Annotated in this window: 16 protein-coding genes; 5 read left to right on the top strand and 11 right to left on the bottom strand. The window is 48.5% G+C overall.

What is annotated here, in order from left to right; translation table 11 throughout:
- Positions 1–123: 123 nt before the first annotated feature.
- The 7 genes from speD (BUB27_RS05700) to BUB27_RS05670 form a co-directional block, all read right to left on the bottom strand.
- Positions 124–516 (bottom strand): adenosylmethionine decarboxylase, encoded by a 393-nt coding sequence (speD, locus tag BUB27_RS05700; protein WP_143158614.1) that lies wholly within the window; start codon positions 514–516, stop codon positions 124–126.
- Entirely contained in the window at positions 485–1,228 is a 744-nt protein-coding gene (locus BUB27_RS05695) for a TrkA-related ion transporter (RefSeq protein ID WP_159434821.1), read from the bottom strand. The genes speD (BUB27_RS05700) and BUB27_RS05695 overlap by 32 nt, the downstream gene beginning before the upstream one ends.
- Before the next feature lie 7 nt (positions 1,229–1,235).
- A complete protein-coding gene (locus tag BUB27_RS05690) occupies positions 1,236–1,601 on the bottom strand; it encodes an ArdC-like ssDNA-binding domain-containing protein (protein WP_143158612.1) in 366 nt (121 codons plus the stop codon).
- A gap of 263 nt (positions 1,602–1,864) precedes the next feature.
- Positions 1,865–4,765 (bottom strand): lantibiotic dehydratase, encoded by a 2,901-nt coding sequence (locus tag BUB27_RS05685; RefSeq protein ID WP_143158611.1) that lies wholly within the window; start codon positions 4,763–4,765, stop codon positions 1,865–1,867.
- Positions 4,762–6,885 carry an SGNH/GDSL hydrolase family protein gene (locus BUB27_RS05680; protein ID WP_143158610.1) on the bottom strand — a complete coding sequence of 708 codons (2,124 nt, stop codon included), beginning with the start codon at positions 6,883–6,885 and terminating at the stop codon, positions 4,762–4,764. Before BUB27_RS05680 ends, BUB27_RS05685 begins: the two co-directional genes overlap by 4 nt.
- Positions 6,886–6,898: 13 nt before the next feature.
- Complete coding sequence (locus BUB27_RS05675) at positions 6,899–8,653, bottom strand: carbamoyltransferase family protein (RefSeq protein ID WP_143158609.1); 1,755 nt, start codon at positions 8,651–8,653, stop codon at positions 6,899–6,901.
- 22 nt (positions 8,654–8,675) lie between these two features.
- Entirely contained in the window at positions 8,676–9,314 is a 639-nt protein-coding gene (locus BUB27_RS05670) for an SRPBCC family protein (RefSeq protein ID WP_143158608.1), read from the bottom strand.
- 361 nt (positions 9,315–9,675) lie between these two features.
- Between BUB27_RS05670 and BUB27_RS05665 the strand changes: the two genes are divergently transcribed.
- The 5 genes from BUB27_RS05665 (at position 9,676) to BUB27_RS05645 (ending at position 14,171) form a co-directional block, all read left to right on the top strand.
- Positions 9,676–10,800, top strand: coding sequence for a JmjC domain-containing protein (locus BUB27_RS05665; protein WP_143158607.1), 1,125 nt, complete (start codon positions 9,676–9,678; stop codon positions 10,798–10,800).
- A gap of 13 nt (positions 10,801–10,813) precedes the next feature.
- Positions 10,814–11,902: a class I SAM-dependent methyltransferase gene (locus BUB27_RS05660; protein ID WP_143158606.1), complete on the top strand. Its 1,089-nt coding sequence runs from the start codon at positions 10,814–10,816 to the stop codon at positions 11,900–11,902.
- Positions 11,903–11,905: 3 nt separating this feature from the next.
- Entirely contained in the window at positions 11,906–12,967 is a 1,062-nt protein-coding gene (locus BUB27_RS05655; RefSeq protein ID WP_143158605.1) for a class I SAM-dependent methyltransferase, read from the top strand.
- 69 nt (positions 12,968–13,036) lie between these two features.
- Positions 13,037–13,303, top strand: a complete 267-nt coding sequence (locus tag BUB27_RS05650; protein WP_143158604.1) for a transposase — start codon at positions 13,037–13,039, stop codon at positions 13,301–13,303.
- 34 nt (positions 13,304–13,337) lie between these two features.
- Positions 13,338–14,171 (top strand): IS3 family transposase, encoded by an 834-nt coding sequence (locus BUB27_RS05645; protein WP_143158603.1) that lies wholly within the window; start codon positions 13,338–13,340, stop codon positions 14,169–14,171.
- Positions 14,172–14,186: 15 nt separating this feature from the next.
- On the opposite strand, the gene BUB27_RS05640 is transcribed toward BUB27_RS05645, so the two are convergent.
- The 4 genes from BUB27_RS05640 to BUB27_RS05625 all read right to left on the bottom strand — a co-directional run bounded on the left by BUB27_RS05640 (position 14,187) and on the right by BUB27_RS05625 (position 16,862).
- Positions 14,187–14,498 carry a hypothetical protein gene (locus BUB27_RS05640; RefSeq protein WP_143158602.1) on the bottom strand — a complete coding sequence of 104 codons (312 nt, stop codon included), beginning with the start codon at positions 14,496–14,498 and terminating at the stop codon, positions 14,187–14,189.
- A gap of 109 nt (positions 14,499–14,607) precedes the next feature.
- Positions 14,608–15,006 carry an adenosylmethionine decarboxylase gene (gene speD, locus BUB27_RS05635; protein ID WP_143158601.1) on the bottom strand — a complete coding sequence of 133 codons (399 nt, stop codon included), beginning with the start codon at positions 15,004–15,006 and terminating at the stop codon, positions 14,608–14,610.
- Positions 14,969–16,078, bottom strand: coding sequence for an ion channel (locus tag BUB27_RS05630; RefSeq protein ID WP_143158600.1), 1,110 nt, complete (start codon positions 16,076–16,078; stop codon positions 14,969–14,971). The genes speD (BUB27_RS05635) and BUB27_RS05630 overlap by 38 nt, the downstream gene beginning before the upstream one ends.
- A 4-nt stretch (positions 16,079–16,082) precedes the next feature.
- Positions 16,083–16,862, bottom strand: coding sequence for a hypothetical protein (locus BUB27_RS05625; RefSeq protein ID WP_143158599.1), 780 nt, complete (start codon positions 16,860–16,862; stop codon positions 16,083–16,085).
- Positions 16,863–16,872 lie beyond the last annotated feature (10 nt).

Here is a 16,872-nt window from a genome sequence, read left to right as displayed (position 1 = left end):
AGGATGACTGGGTTGCGCCTAACTGACATTCATCATGGACTTTTGAAGTAGGTTGGAGGGGCAGGGATAACAGCTAACACAAAGCTGCGTAGGAGTAATCACTCACCCAAAGAAACTCCCCCCCTACTCAGGCGGTTTGCGCTCGAGGCGTTTGATCTGGTGTTTGTAGGGCTTGAAAGCGGCGAGGAGCTTTTCGTAGATGCGCTCGGCGACTTCAGGCATGCCGCAGGTGAAGATATCGATGGCGGCGTAGTGGTGCTCCGGCCAGGTGTGGATGGCGATGTGGCTCTCGGCGATGACGACTACTCCGCTGAGGCCGTGCGGATTGAACTCATGCAGGAAGGTTTTCACCACGGTGGCACCGGCTTCGCTAGCCGCCTTTTCCAGCACCTGCTCTAACAGGGGAAGATCGGTCAGCAAATCCGGCTCGCAGCCGGAGCATTCCAGCAGGAGGTGGCAGCCGTGGGCCTGGTGTGCGCTGGAATCAGGCGCTTGTGGATTCAGCGAGGCAGACATTTTCGAATTCAGTAAATTGCTTCTTGGACTCGGCCAGCACTACCAGCATGTCCCCCTCCTCCACGGCGACCTGCTTGTCCGGGTTCAGCATGGCATCCCCTCCGCGGCTCAGGCCGATGACCTGCAGGTGGTCCTTGTACTGCAGGGCGGCACACTGGATATCAATCAGGCGTCTGCCCTTCTGCGCGGTCGGGCACACATAGAGCTGGCTGCCCTCCGTATTGGTCAGCAGCTGGGCAAAGGCATTGTGAATGCCCGGATGCAGGAACTCCTGCACCATCACGCGGTCGGTAATCCCCTCGGAAACCACAATGCTATCGATGGAGGATCTTCTCACCATTCTGCGGCTGCGGGAGCTCAGCATCTCGGCAACGGTATGAATCGGATTGCCAGTCTCTTCCTCGATGTGCTCGATCATGGTGCCAATGGCAAAGGTGCAGGCATCGCTGGATGTGGATGCCGGATCCTTGGCGAGAATGAAGACTCCCTGAGCCTCCTGCACATTGGCCCTGATGAGGGTCTCTTCATTGGTCGGCTCGCCCTTGACGAAGAGGATGTTTCTCTCGCGGAAGGAGTCCGGCCTCTCATCCAGATTGGCAGCCACCACGACGACGGGCGCATCACGATGCTCCGGCGAGGCTTTGATCTCGTCGACAATTTGGAGCACCTTGTTTTCCGAAGGGCAGTGGCAAATGATGATGTGCTGTTTCATACGAATTTTAATCAGTCCTTTTCTCAGTGGGACATGAATCCGGGTCATCCCGATATTCCTTGGGTACTCTGACGTTTGAGAATATCACTGGTACCGACTTCTCTCCCTTCCGGATTTTGAACCCATGTTCCTTGGCCTGTTTGAAGGTCATGAATACCGGGATATCCCATCCGAACTCATCGCAGTGCAGCAACGTGAGGAAGAAATTGATTCCCCGGTATTGTCTTCCTGCAAAGTTCCTCGGCATCCCGTAGGATGACGACCAAGGAACTTTGAAGGGACTCACCCCCGATTCGATGGTATCTATGAACTTCTGGGTGATTTCGGCATTGATGTCCTTACGGGAGGACTTTGGTTTGGTCTTGCTAGGCATACACGAATGCACTGCCAAAGAAGTAGCACAGCCATGACAATGGCTACACCACAGGCTATCACTGGCTACACCTTTAATCCCTTAACAAGGGAACTATAGAAATGATTATGGACAGCTTGTCCGCCGCCAGTCGTCGTGGCAATCGTAGAGATGAGGCACCCTAGGATTGGCACCACATGGTACAGAAGGTTCCAGTCTGCAGATATTACCAGAAGAGGATAGTCGCACTCTAGCGCAATCCCTTCAGCTACTTCCCTGATCTCCTATATTGCACCCCGCACGTACCTTCGAGCTCTGAGCAATCTGCCTACCAAATGATAACTTACAGCCTCATGCTTTCTCTGAGAACAACGAAAGATACGGTTGGCCGTCATATGAATCAGAGAATCTAGAATGTCGATCCACTCTCTTTCTAGAACTCCTTTCTGCTCCAAATTAAATAACGTTTCCACTTTTTGAGATAACCTCCTACCCACGAAAAGTCGATCCTCAGGGGCAGATACAAATATACGCCCTAAGCTTTTCTTACGAGACATTTGTTCACGATAGAGATCACCGCTCAACCCTATTGCCATTTGATGAGCCTCTGGAGTTATCCGGCTCATCATACTTTGGGCATAAGTTTCCCCTTTCTCACCAGTTTCCGACGATACTTTCTGCCAGAGAGATGCAGCCAAAATAGAGTGATACAACACGCGTTGCCTATCAGTCAGGTTATGTGAAGCCGAACGCAGGAACTTAATTGATCGTTGGGAATCGAGTGTAAAATATCCATACACTGTATTTATTCCGAACCTGCCTCCATATCTTTCCACCTCCGGAACATACTCTTTTAACTCCCATCCAAATATATTTTGTTTCTCAGTACATTGCCGGAAGATACTGGAGGAGTGAAGGTAGATACAGTCCCTGATACTGTTTTCACCCGAATACTGAAACCTGATTCGTATATGGTGGTCACCATCATATTCACGAACAAAATGCCAATTTTTAATCCAGCCTTTCCCCAAAAAATGGTTCACCATGTCATATATAATAGTGCTCAAAAAACGATCCACTGAAAGCGGCATGCAATAGATGTGAAAGGATATCCAGTCTCTGTCGCCTCCCGTCAAAAGGTAAGACGCCTCTGGACAAGGGGCAGTCTTCGATTCACTGATAGCGCTATTCACAAATGAAGACTCAAAACGCCTAACCTTTGTTATTCCACTTGGTGATTTTCTCTTTTTTAAAGGAAGTATAATATCATGGCTCCTAGCACGCCCCCCTACCGGAATGTAATCAGCCTCCCTTTCTGAAAGCAGCACCATTTCACTCTTGCCCAACTGATCTAACAGAACTTTCATTGATGGATCATCTTCTAGAATAAGAGGCAAAGGTGTTTCAGATGGATCAAACCCACAACACATGAAAATATGATTCGGTATAGAAAGATGATCTAATATTTCACGGAGAGAACTTGTAGATGGATCTGCTAAATCACTCAGACGAATCACCCATTGAGCTGGGCATAAAATGACATTTTTCCAATGCACTCTTGGCCAAGACCTCCTACTACCCTCATAGTTCCACAGCCATCTAAAAGATTGAAAATTTCCTGCCGTGGAATATCTGGCCAAGAAGCGCAAAGGATCTGGCGTAAACTGGTTATCTACTGAAAGTGGATGTGAAAAGTGGGGAACGATGTAACGGTGTAGCTTGTGATTCCATAGTTTCAACGACTCTCCTGACACCTCGATGGAAAGATCAGAAATGGACATTTCGTGCTCTCCATGAACAGGCACATCAACCCTCAAATGATAAGAGTAACAACACTCCCTCTCAAGCGTGCAGCCAGCTGAAGATGCAGATAAAAACAGCACTTCGGCATGCAGAGCATCAGGCTCCCGCTGCATGGTAGCCTCACTGATTTCTCTAACTAAATGCTCAATATCAGAACCATGCAATGCATACTGAGAAATCAATCTATTAGCATTTGGGCCAGCCACTGTTCGGAGCCATATCTCTCGCTCATCATCGTCATTATCCGTGCATGACCCGAGACTAAAAATGGCACTCAGATCTTCAGGCAAACAGGCTAGGCTTACTGAAGATTGTTTTTCCTCCTGAATGTCAAACTGGGACAAGTCTATTGATTTCTGCTCACCACATTTATTGAGAATATCTTCAACTTTTGGATTCCTCACAATTGATGGGCTGCAGTCCTGTGATTTGTACTGCGATAAAAAATCGCCTAACAATTCTCTTGGTCGGCCATCAATGGTGAAACCCGATTCGATGTCAAAAACCTTCAGGCAAGGATATCTTCCTTCTCCCCACTTCCTCAAGATGGCTAACCTTAGAGATTCCAATGAGTCCCTTTCCCTCACAAAATAGCTTCCCAATACGTCGACAGCCTTCACTACACGCTCTACCACAGAATAGGATATTTGAGCCGACTTGCTGTAAGTCTCTTGATGAGAAAAAACCTCTACCACCTTCTCATGAGCTTTGTTCCTCTCGGGTATTAAAAAATTTCCCCCAATGAGTAGAGACAAGAGGCCCTGGATCTCACTTTCTGGTATTTCTTTGCTTCTCAGGCGTACTACTAGCCCGGAGTATGAGATAAACCGACTAAGAGATATATCTTCTAAGAGGTCTTTCACTGCCCCTTCTCTCAACGCAGTCCAGCTTTTCCCCTCCGCCACCAGCATTTCTATAGTCCGGAAGTAGGGGCCTATCTGATAGAAGTCAGGATTAATCCTCCATCTGAACTTTTGCGGCTCATCACGGGCATTGTCACATAGCTGACGATATCTGTTATAAAAGTCCGTTTTATAAACTGGTTGGCCGGGGCTGATACAATCATCCAATCGAGTTTCAGCACCGAATGCAATCCTGCTGACTGTTGAAAAGCCAGCGAAAGGTATTGATCTAAATGCAGCCCTCAGCCTGTACTTGTAAAATGCAAGACGTACTTTTTCCGCTTTTGGACTCAAGCTGTCAAAAGCTTCTTCACGCCTTATTGCTTCAATGAGTGATGGACTTGCATTCTCGATTGCTAGATACAATTCCTTCTCAGCGTTTTCTTTGAGATCAGGAAAAAGATCTTCTGCCGATAATGCTGCATAACGAATGACCGCCCCCGAAAACCACTCATAGTTTGCATCACAAGAATCACTCATAACGAGACGGTAAGAGGCTCCTTGATAAGCCTAACTGCATGTATTATCGCAGCAATAGGATAGGGTCCATACTCTTTGACATAATACTCTCGCCATGTGCTGTCTTCAATATCCAAAGGGCCAGTCAAGTGAGACCAATCAATCTTGATTTCATCCACATAACAACACAATGAATCATCCGTTACGCTATCAGGAATCTTTAACTGAAATTCGTCAAATGCAGTATTCACCTGAATCTCCCCAAGCAGTTGACCGTTCCAGTATACAGATCCTTTTACCTCAGCCGATGGAACTGGAGGAGATATACGTAAAAAGAGGTATTTCCACTCTAGTGAAGACGTGCAGGCCGGAAATGAGATCACCCCTGTCGGCTCATTCGCGACAAACCCGTTCCCAATCCTCTCCCACCCCCTTCTCGACATCTCCTTCTGTGGTAGCCCAAACCCTAAGCCTCTATCCAAGAAAAATAGATTCTTTAAATTCCCATCCAAGTAACTGATCACTCCATCCGTTTGCGAATTGTAAGATGAATCAAATTGTACCCCGTCAATCAGGTCACCTAACATATTATACAAAGAGACATCAAACCGGGCGTGATAAATGAATTTTAAAATAAAAACAGCATAGCGCCTAGGAAGTATGGATTCTGAGATACCGTATGATCTCAGGTAGTCTATGGTTATCCACTCACGGTGATAAGAGCATAATACCTCTCTTAAAAATTGATAGAGAGGGATTAGCTGAGGAGCGACATTCAAACCTCGTTCAGCCCACTTGAAAACCTCTCCTTCGCTCTGGCCGTTTTGATACCCGTGCAGAGCTGCACAAAGATACGCCAGACCTCTCTCGGTAACCGGAGCTGCAAACTCACCCTCTACTTGATTATGATCAGGAGAAACTCTGATATCAAAAACACTCTCTAAACACACTTTAATTACTTCATCTACAGCCACTTCAAACCCGGCCTCAGACAAATGACAGTAATCAATAAACAGATCTTCTCCCGCATGACTATCTTTGAAAGCTCGCGGCAAATCAACATATGGCACCTGAAAAGCATCACAAGTCTCCCTCAGTAAAGCCGCAGCTTCACCCGGAAAAGAAGGCACAGCACCTACAAATGCCCCCATCCCAGAAAAGGCTGCTTTTTCGAAAAGCTTGTTAGCTTTATCCTCATTACCACACTTTTGCAGAATGCTGGCCATCAGGAACTGTGATCTTTGGCACTCGCCTTCATCTAATTCTATAGCCCTCTCAAGCATTGCCATTGCTTTAGTATAGTCGCTTTCAGCATCGAACTGTTCTGCTTTAGAGATAAAATCACTCCAGCTCTGCAGTTTGACCGAAGTCAAATGCACAGGCACTCTCTCGGGTGGCTGCCATGAAGTGCTATTGTATGGAGGTACTACGAAGATGACTGGCTTGGAGAATTTTCGGCACAGTGTCACCGTATCTGCCACATTCTTCTCTAATGATTTCAGATAGACATCTTTGGAAGCTCTCATCATAGCTTTGACATCCCCTTTCAGCATGTTCCACTTCAGATCAAAACCACCAATAATATGAGAACCTGAAGACTGACTTAATAACAAAGGCATCAACCACCTAGCCTCATTGTTCCCACAATATACAAGTACCAGATCAGGATCCAAAGTCATCCCTGCCTTAATCATTGGAAGGCAATTTTCCCGCCAGTTCGCGTTTACACAGCTCAGGTCTACTACTTCACAAGGGTAGCCTAAGGCATGCTGCATTCGGTCTTCAAGCAGTGACGCTAGAGAATACTCCCCGAAATACCCCCAACTCCCTGCCGCCGATTCGCCGATCAGCAAAAGACGTTTTTCTGTAGCTTTGTTGCGATGGGTTTTATATGGTCGAGCCCTGTACTTGATATCATCAACTGGCTGAGTTTGCTCTCTCAACGCCCATTCAAAGGTTCCATCTTGCAGTTTCCCGATTTGCCATGGTCCCACTCTGCTCCCCAAGGCTAGGCTTCGATCTATAAGTTCCTTATCATCGCCCCTTAAACCATCGACCAATCGCTGAACGTCACTGCTCCCTAGCTCTGATGCTACATTCAACAAATGAGCAGCCGCCTGTCTTGAAGGTAGAGTTTCCATACGTTTTAGATTTTTATCCGAACGAGTAAGTGTCAGAGAGGAATGGTCTGAGCTCCCTAGAATACTGCAAGTGATCTTTGCCACTGGACATAAGATCTGGAGAACAGCTATTCCTGACAATCACATGGTTCTCCAAGACAAGTACATCCATACCACTTTCTCTAAAACACAACAAGGCATCTAAAGGGCTACACACTATAGGCTCTCCTGATAAGTTAAACGAGGTATTTAGCAAACATGGGATTCCTGTATTCCTTTCGAATTCCTCTAATAACCTAACAATCCTAGATTCCTCTGTATCGTCCAAGGTCTGTAATCTGGCTGACCCATCACAGTGAGTCACTGCACCAAGGCTCTTCGGCTTTTTTACTCTTGTAATGAAAGTCATGAAAGGATCGGCAGCATCATCCACAAAAAAATCTTTCACCTTGGAACTTAACATTACTGGAGCAAATGGTCTAAAACCCTCTCTTTTTTTAATAGCCAGATTGAGCTTGTCTCTCATCTCTGAGGTACGAGGGTCGGCTAGTATGCTGCGGTGGCCCAAAGCTCTGGGCCCAAATTCCATTCCCCCCTGGAACCAGCCCACTATTTGATGGTCTACCAGCAACTGGCTAACCACTTTGGGCAACTCATCTTCCCCATAAACTTCGAATTTGATATTCTGCTGCTTAAGCAGCTTGGAGATATTCGAAGACGAGTAACTAGGGCCTAGATCACAACGGATTCTATTCTCCGGCCATTCATACCCATACTCCAGAGAGGCGAGAGCAGCCGCACCAATAGCAGAGCCTGCATCACCTGAACCCGGAGGCACAAAAACATTCTTGAATCCAGCTTCGTTCCGTATGTGTGAATTTGATACACAATTCAGTGCCACACCTCCACCCATGCATAAATTTTCTTGCGATGTTACTCTCCGGGCCTTGCGAGCTAAAGCCAACATGGTTTTCTGAAGGACAAGCTGCGTACACTTTGCTAAATTCTTATGTTGCTGGGTAAGCATTTCCCCGGGCAACCTAGGTTCAATCTTCAACAAGTCTGTGAGAGACTCGCTGTAAAGTTGGCGTCTGAAATCAAAAAACAAAGGATTCAGTGAAAAAGCTCCATCGCTGCCCAACTTTATCATGCGACTTAAGGCCCGGTCTATCTCAGGACAATACTCCCCATAAGGAGCCAGCCCCATAACCTTATACTCGTCGGAATTGACCGCAAATCCGAGATAAGAGGTAATTGCGGAATAAAATAACCCCAGAGAATCTGGGTACTCTATTGCATCCTTCAGGTTAAAAGTATTGTTTTGATAATCGAAAACAGCCGATGTGTGCCAGGTCCCCACAGAGTCAGCAACTAAAACGGCTGCCGATGGGTACCCGCTGGCGTACACAGAGTAAGCTGCATGGCTAAGGTGGTGACTATAACATTTGAAGTCCCCGTCAAAAAAGAGGCGTTTCCTGATATAATCTTCAGGCCCAGGGAAATGGTGTCCCTCCAGCAAAGCATCTCTAGCAACAGGTCCACCGTCCACACCTCCTGAATAAAGGCGGGCAGTTCTCTCTTCAGGGAGCTCGAAGTACGCAATACAATCAAGACCTCTCGGAGATATCCCTGCCGCCTCTAAACAGTATGTGATAGCGTTATCTGGGAAAGACGGATCAAACTTGATCCTGCTGAATCTCTCTTCTTCTGCAGCTGCAATGAGAACCCCATCTTTGAAAAGGGCCGCTGCCGAATTATGGAAAAAAGAGGAAAGTCCCAGTACAAACATAGCTCAACTGTTTATAAGTAAACTATGCTTGATCCACTACGTTTTTCATCACTGTCGGGTCGCCAAACAGTTCTCCGGTATTCAAGCTGATGTCTGAGAAATCAAAACGTTTACGCAAACCTCCGGCTGGTTTTGGCACGAAGTCCAAGTCTTCAATAGACACGTCTTTGTCTCTGATTATTTTCTTCGCAATTTCTTGGGCTGAGATAAGTTTGGCACGGATTGTTCCTACCAGCTCCAGATTGTGACCCCAGATTTTCCAGCGCTCATTGTAGTAAGCTATAGCCTTCTCAGCATCCGGGCTTTCACTTAGGCCAGAGTGTGTGATGATCAATACAGTTACTTCACCATCACATTCCAAGTGGAAAGAAACTTTAGAAGAGCCTGGCTTCTCAAGACCTGCAAAATGTGCATGCTTGTCTGGACCTCTCCATTGGATGACAAGAGAGTTCTCATCAATGGACTCAATGCGGCATTCGCCAGTAGAATCATATTCACCGTCTGTTTGCCAGAAGATTTCATACCTTCCACCCTTTTCTGGTTCGACTTCAGCTCTATCAGCACCGAACCATGTGGCGACGGTAGCACTCTCAACCAGCAACTGCATGGCTTGATCCAATGGCAGCGGCAACGTAACGATTTTCTTACAATCTGTTTTCATATTCTAACTAAACAACGTTTATTAAACAGTCGTTAGAACAGCCAATATCACCTCAACAGTCAAGGGAAAAGGAGATCATCACGATTCTGTATTATGGTTTGACTAACAGCGGTTTTCAATTGATTTAGCATGGATCAATCAGAGGAGTACACTTCAGCATGTCAACATTGTCACCCCATAACAACTTATTATCCGCCTCTCAAAAACAAATTAACTGGGTTTCTATTGACGAAATCCAAGAGGCACCTGATAACCCCATTGTCGATGTAGGCTAGATGATTTGTCGACCGTTACAAGCAGGCCTTTCACCAGCCAATGATCACTTCATCTGCACCTCTCACATTAATAATGTTATAACCTCATGATCGTTGATACCTTAAAATCAGCTTTTTCTAATATGGAAGTTGTACATCAGCCTGTTGACCAAGAGCTCCTACAGGTCGAATTTGGCCTCAACGAAGTGGAAGAATACCTGTTTGCCTCAGCTCCCTTTCCTGAAGACTGCGTAAAAAGCGTAAAACACCCCAACCCTGCCAAAGAACTAACCAAGCTAACAGCCGAAGATGCATATAAGGATTTCTCCAATGGATCCACTCTCATTCTTCGCTCCCTCCACCGTCGTATTCCTGCTATAGCTCGGCTGGCAGGCGCTGTAGGAAATCATTTAGGGGTCGAAATAAGAGTGAACGCCTACATCACGCCACCAAATGCCGCTGGCTTCAAAAGGCACATAGATAATCATGATGTTCTCATACTTCAGACCTATGGAGAGAAACAGTGGAACACTTACCCTCAAGTCTCAGATCTCCCTCTTGAAACCACGCTCATGTCGGATATCCAGTCAGCAGTCTTCAAAACATCACAAAGGACAAACAACTCTCAATCATCCACCGCCCCCCCAGCACTCCATACTTTATTAAAAAGCAAAGAATTTCTCTTTCTGCCTAAGGGGGTACCTCACGAAGGCCGCACAAGCGAGCAGGCGTCAGTTCATTTGTCCTTGGGATATATTTACCCATCCCAAGCTGAGATCAACTCTCTCGCAGTATTTAAAAGCAGTCTAGAGAACGCAGATGGAAAAACACACTACGCGCCAACCGCACCTTTATCTCACATCAGCTTGAGTGATTCTGATTATTCCGAAATGCACACCCTGATGGAAATTAGACGCCAAGAGTCCCTCATCCCTGCACCAGGGCGTTTCTTGGAAACTATCAACCAGCTAGCGAGCCTGAAGGACACTTCGGCATTACAATGGCGCCCAAACATCTCTCCCAAACTTATTACTTGGAAAGGCTGCCTAATGTTTCTTGCCCACAAGCAATTGATTCCAGTCAGCGGCGACTTGAAGCCTGTCTGGTTCTTTCTTGAGAAGCAACGGTCTTTTCTTATTCATGAAATACCGTTACTCGCACTAGAAGAACGCCTGATTTTCGCACAAGAACTGGTGAAACTAGGTCTACTGGAAATTCTACCTTCGTCATGATCAATTCAATCTTATGACCGCCGAGACCAGAGAATCATTCATGGGGGATCTGGATTCCATTCCAGTTCTGACCGGGATCTCCCCAGAGACAAAAGCAAAGATTTATAAACACATCTTCGCACAGCTCCTTCCAGCCGGCTCATTGTTAACAGCACAATCGCATGATTCGGATATGGTTTTCATCATTGTAGAAGGCTGCTGCCGGCTACATGATGCCGGGAATCTTACGTCACAATCGTTTCCGGCTGCTGGCCATGTCATTGGAGCTTGCACCACACATCACAGTGTCACTCTCGCAAGCAAGGGGGCCGTATTGGCCTTTCCAAAAAGCCTGCTAAAAGCTAACAATATACTAGATCACTTCATTCTATACGAATATCCATACTCCGAATATCCTTGTAAAAGAAAAGACCTATTTCCACCAGATCTCCACATAGTAGCCAAGCTACTAACCCCTATGTCCGTAGAAAACTGCTTGGATCTGGGAGCAGGCGGTGGTCGTTTTACCCTCCAACTATTAGACCATAGTCGCACATTGAAATTGGTAGACCTAGACGGCACATCTCTAAAAAAAGCGGGAGAAATGCTAGACTGGCTAGGCCACAATGATCGTTATACTTTGGTAGAAGGTGACATTTGCAATCTGCCATTTGAAAACGATTCTTTTGACTTGGTGGCAGCACGATTATCCCTGCACGAAATTACTGACACATTAGCTGTTCTTAAGGAAATTAAAAGAGTCTGTAAGAAAGGTGCCTATATACTGCTCGTCGATGTATCTCCTCCAGAAAACGAGCAAGGCAGAGCACTGTTTGATCAACTAGAGGAAACCTTAGCAACAACAGCCATACAAAGCTACACTCCAGAGCAGTGGGAAAAACTTCTCCATTCTAACAAATTTACAGTCAAATCTAATCACAGCACTCAAATTCAACGCAGTCTATCCAGTCGCCCGAATGCCAATCTTCGCGGCAAAGCTTGCCTAGACATACTTCGTAACGCTACAGTTTCCGCACAAACAGCCCTGGGTGTTGAATGGGAAAACGGTGAACCCAGCTGGATCGATAGTCGCACGGTCCTACTTGCTCAAAACATAGATTGATTCATGTCATCAAACCACTCTCAGCATTGGACACTGTCTCCTCACTTTCGTGTAAGGCTAGAGGCTGGTTTGTTAGAGTTATACGGATCGCAAGGAAAGGGGATCGCTACCAGCGACATAGATGGACTCAGAGAGATAATTTCCAGTTTGTCTGGAGAAAATACCCAGCAAGAGATCACTAGAAAACTAAACCTTCTGCTAGCAGAAAATACAGAGGCATTTGTAGAGAAAATCATCCATGCTGAAATTTTGGTCAATGATGATACCACCCGATCTACCCCCAGCCCCTTTTCCAGACATCTTCAATTAATTTCCGTCATTCTCGAATCTCTGGAAACAAAACTCTATCAGCACAACTCACTCCCCGGAGAAACATACCTCGATCAACTTCTTCTTAGACTGTTACAATTAATATTAGAAGATACCAACCTAAAAGAAAGTCTTCCTTCTTCTATTGCTAATCCACATCTGGATCACTCACCATTGAAACTCAACATCGGTGCAGGATCATCCCGAATAAACGAATGGACATCCGTCGACGTCTCACCAAATGCGGATCTACGCTGTGATATCAGGCAACCATGGCCCTTCCAGAGCGAATCGGTACAATACATCTACATGGGGCATGTGTTAGAACACTTTGACAGAGATGTAGGCTTGGACATCCTCAGGCAAGCAAAACGGTGCCTGCTCCCTGAAGGAAAAATTCGTATTGTTGTCCCCGATGCTAAAAAATGGCTATACGCCTACGCTACCGATGACTGCACATACTTTGAAGAAGTTAAAAAGATTTGGAAGGAGTGGCCGACTCACCTTTCCAACCTCGAGCTAACCATGGACTATTTCGGTGGAGGAGACACGCTAACACGTCTAATCGGCCACAAGGCAGCCTATGACAGCATCACATTGGAAAAAAGTCTTCATCAAGCAGGATTCAGAAGAGTAGAAATTACTCGATTTGGCCATGGAAGCCCCTCCTTAGCTTCTCTGGATTCAGAAATGCGGATTGCGCATCTATCGAGCAATCCCGATAAGTTTGCACTCTATATAGAGGCTAGTCACTGATTTCTGATCTGACCCCGAAGATCTGGAGTGCATAAGATGTCAGACATTGTATGAACGAAAGAGAATACAATGCAGAAACAGACACACTCTGAAGAGCAGATCATAGGAATACTAAGGGAGGCTGATGGCGGCAAGACGGTACGCCAGGTCTGCAAGGACCACAACATCAGCGACAAGACCTACTACCGATGGAAGCGGAAATATGGCAGGATGGAGGTCGCGGACGCGAAGCGTCTGCGGGAACTAGAGAAGGAGAACACCGAGCTGAAGAAGATTGTCGCGGAGCAACTTCTGAACATCAAGGTGCTGGAGCACGTGAACGCAAAAAAGTGGTGAGAGACGGGCGGTCCGGGAGGTTTCCCAATCCGGGCTGTGCAGTTGCCGCAGGGCATGCCGCTACCTGGGACTCAGTGAGAGCAGCTTCTACTACAAGGAGAAGCAAAGGAGCCCATACCAGATCAAGCTCAGGAAGCGAGCAATCCACCTGAGCTGGGAGTTCCCCCGGTACGGCTACCGCCGTATCCGGGCCCTGCTTGCACGGGAAGGCTGGGAGGTCAGCAGGAAGCTTGTACAGAAAATCCGGCGCGAGGAAGGGCTCAAGGTGAGCCGGAAGCCACCGAAACGCAGGAGGCAGGGGAAATCGACGGGACTTCCCACCACGGCAAGCAAGCCGAACCACGTGTGGAGCTGGGACTTCGTCCACGACCGCACGGACGACGGAGGCAGCCTCAGGCTGATGATTCTGATAGATGAATGCACGAGGCGTTGCCTCGCCATCCGGGTTGCCCGGGGGCTCCAGAGCAATGATGTCGTGGAAGTCCTCCACCAGGCTATCGCCGAACACGGGGCTCCGGAATATATCCGTTCAGACAACGGATCTGAGTTTATAGCCCGTACCGTGAAGGACTCACTGGCAAGCCATCCCATCAAGATCATTTATATAGACCCGGGCAGCCCTTGGCAGAACGGGTTCGTGGAAAGCTTCCACCAGAGACTGAGGGATGAATGCCTGAGCCAGGAGGTCTTCCTTAGCGTACTGGAAGCGAAGGTTGTGATAGAGGGATGGAGAAAGCTCTACAACGCCGTGCATCCGCACAGCAACCTCGGTTACGACAGCCCGGACATGATCCACGAGAAATACACGCAAGCCCGTGGAAACAGCCTTCCTAGCTTGCCAAAACCAATGAAACCAGTAATTAACTAACCAGACACGATGTCGTCATCGAAGTACTCCAGCTTTAGGTAGCCCGATCACCAGTGAGGCGAAATACTCATTAGACTCCTCGATGCCGAAATGTCGAAAAGGTCTGTAATAATCCACCCAGTAGCCTGATCTGATTCCGGGCATATCATAGCGCAGAATGCGAAACCCGTTGTCTCTCACATGGCGTCTGGCATCAGCGGTTCCCTGGTCTGATGTCTGAAGGCTGTTGAAATGATCCGCGCATGCACATGAACCGGCATTCTCAATACTCGGTGACGCACAAGAGGCCACGAAGAGAGCTAAGGCAATGATTGGCGACAGTTTCATAGGCTACCTGGCGAAGGTCATACACTACACACCTACCATACGGCAAGAGCATGAACTTCTGGTCTACTGGTTGAATTGGTCATAGAGAACTCACCCAAAGAAACTCCCCCTACTCCGGCGGTTTACGCTCGAGGCGTTTGATCTGGTGTTTGTGGGGCTTGAAAGCGGCGAGGAGCTTTTCGTAGATGCGCTCGGCGACTTCAGGCATGCCGCAGGTGAAGATATCGATGGCGGCGTAGTGGTGCTCCGGCCAGGTGTGGATGGCGATGTGGCTCTCGGCGATGACGACTACTCCGCTGAGGCCGTGCGGATTGAACTCATGCAGGAAGGTTTTCACCACGGTGGCACCGGCTTCGCTAGCCGCCTTTTCCAGCACCTGCTCTAACAGGGGAAGATCGGTCAGCAAATCCGGCTCGCAGCCGGAGCATTCCAGCAGGAGGTGGCAGCCGTGGGCGTGGTGTGCGCTCGGATCAGGCGCTTGTGGATTCAGCGAGAACGTGGCGTTCATTTTCGAATTCAGTAAATTGCTTCTTGGACTCGGCCAGCACTACCAGCATGTCCCCCTCCTCCACGGCAACTTGCTTGTCCGGGTTCAGCATGGCATCCCCGCCGCGGATCAGGCCGATGACCTGCAAGTGGTCCTTGTACTGTAAGGCGGCGCACTGGATATCGATCAGACGTCTGCCCTTCTGCGCGGTCGGGCACACATAGAGCTGGCTGCCCTCCGTATTGGTCAGCAGCTGGGCAAAGGCATTGTGAATGCCGGGGTGCAAGAACTCCTGCACCATCACACGATCGGTAATCCCCTCGGAGACCACGATGCTATCGATGGAGGATCTTCTCACCATTCTGCGACTGCGGGAGCTCAGCATCTCGGCGACGGTATGGATCGGGTTGCCAGTCTCTTCCTCGATATGCTCGATCATGGTGCCAATGGCAAAGGTGCAGGCATCGCTGGATGTGGATGCCGGATCCTTGGCTAGAATGAAGACTCCCTGAGCCTCCTGCACGTTGGCCCTGATGAGGGTTTCTTCATTGGTCGGCTCGCCCTTGACGAAGAGGATGTTTCTCTCGCGGAAGGAGTCCGGTCTCTCATCCAGATTGGCCGCCACCACGACGACGGGCGCATCACAATGCTCCGGCGAGGCTTTGATCTCGTCGACAATTTGGAGCACCTTGTTTTCCGAAGGGCAGTGGCAAATGATGATGTGCTGTTTCATACGAATTTTAATCAGTCCTTTTCTTTTGCGGGATGTAAAATCAATGAGGCTATCGGCTAATGTCCCGAGCAAAAAACCGATGAGGCCAATCCCAATGAGGAAGCAGGGATAGCCCACGAAGAACCTCCCCACGAAGGTCTGCGGGTAGTAGTCCCCGTAGCCCACCGTAGTCATGGTGACCATACTCCACCAGATGGAGTCCTCCAGCGTGAGGTCCTGCTGCACCCCGGACTCGGCCAGGTAGAATAGGACGCCAAAGAAGAGATTGAGCACCAGCGCCCCGAGCAAGGTCCTGAGGACTCTAACTCCCAGGCTACCTCCGGCACGCCGAATCCATCTTCTGAGTAATTGGATAATCATTCCTCTAGAGTGTCCACGGAGTTTGCCAGATCGGCTTTTCCCAGCCCGGCAGTGGCACCGGCAAATCGTGATTCACATAGCCCCTTCTCGGGTACCAGGCCTGTAGATTGCTATGCAGGGTGGGATCTGATGGATAGCGCTCGCGCAGGACGGCGAAGCCCTGCTCCACGATGTCATCCATTACGGCATCACCGGAGACTTCTTGCTCACCGTCGTGATAGGCCAGCTCAGACTTGCGGATGGCCGAGTTACAGATCTCCGGGATCTCATCCCAGAGCACTCCGTGCTTCAGCTCGAACTGCCAGTGGTCGTGGCTCATGTCAAAGCGGTCCTCGCGCACAAAGTGGGCAAACACTAGCTCGACCCCGCTGCCTCCCAGATGCTCGATGGCGGCGATGCGCATGTCATGCCAGCGCTCCTGATCCAGAAAACTCTGCCAGGCGGCCTCCGAACTGAAGTCACCGTGAGAAGCCATGGCAAACTCACCTGCCTCAAGGTCCACGTGAGCAAAGACATCAAAGTAGGCCAGCAAGGTCTGGTATCTGGTCGCAAATTCCTTGGCCTTGGCGTGTCCCCGTGGAGACAGCTCGTAGCGGTGCTCCTTGCTCATCTGGATCAGCTGCTTCATGAGCAGCCATTGCAGCGTGCACTCCAGATCGGCATCGCCACTGTCCAGCAGGACATCGTAAGTCTTCTTCTCCCGCTCCATCTTGTCGATCAACAAGGTCGCGGCAAACAGCTGGCGCTGCTCTTCCCCGAGATGGAATGTATTCAGTGCTACCATGTGCCTTCCT

This window comes from Rubritalea squalenifaciens DSM 18772 (assembly GCF_900141815.1).
Classification (GTDB): Bacteria; Verrucomicrobiota; Verrucomicrobiia; order Verrucomicrobiales; family Akkermansiaceae; genus Rubritalea; species Rubritalea squalenifaciens.
The sequence above is the reverse complement of the archived record's forward strand: the minus strand, read 5'-3'. Positions and strand labels throughout refer to the sequence as shown.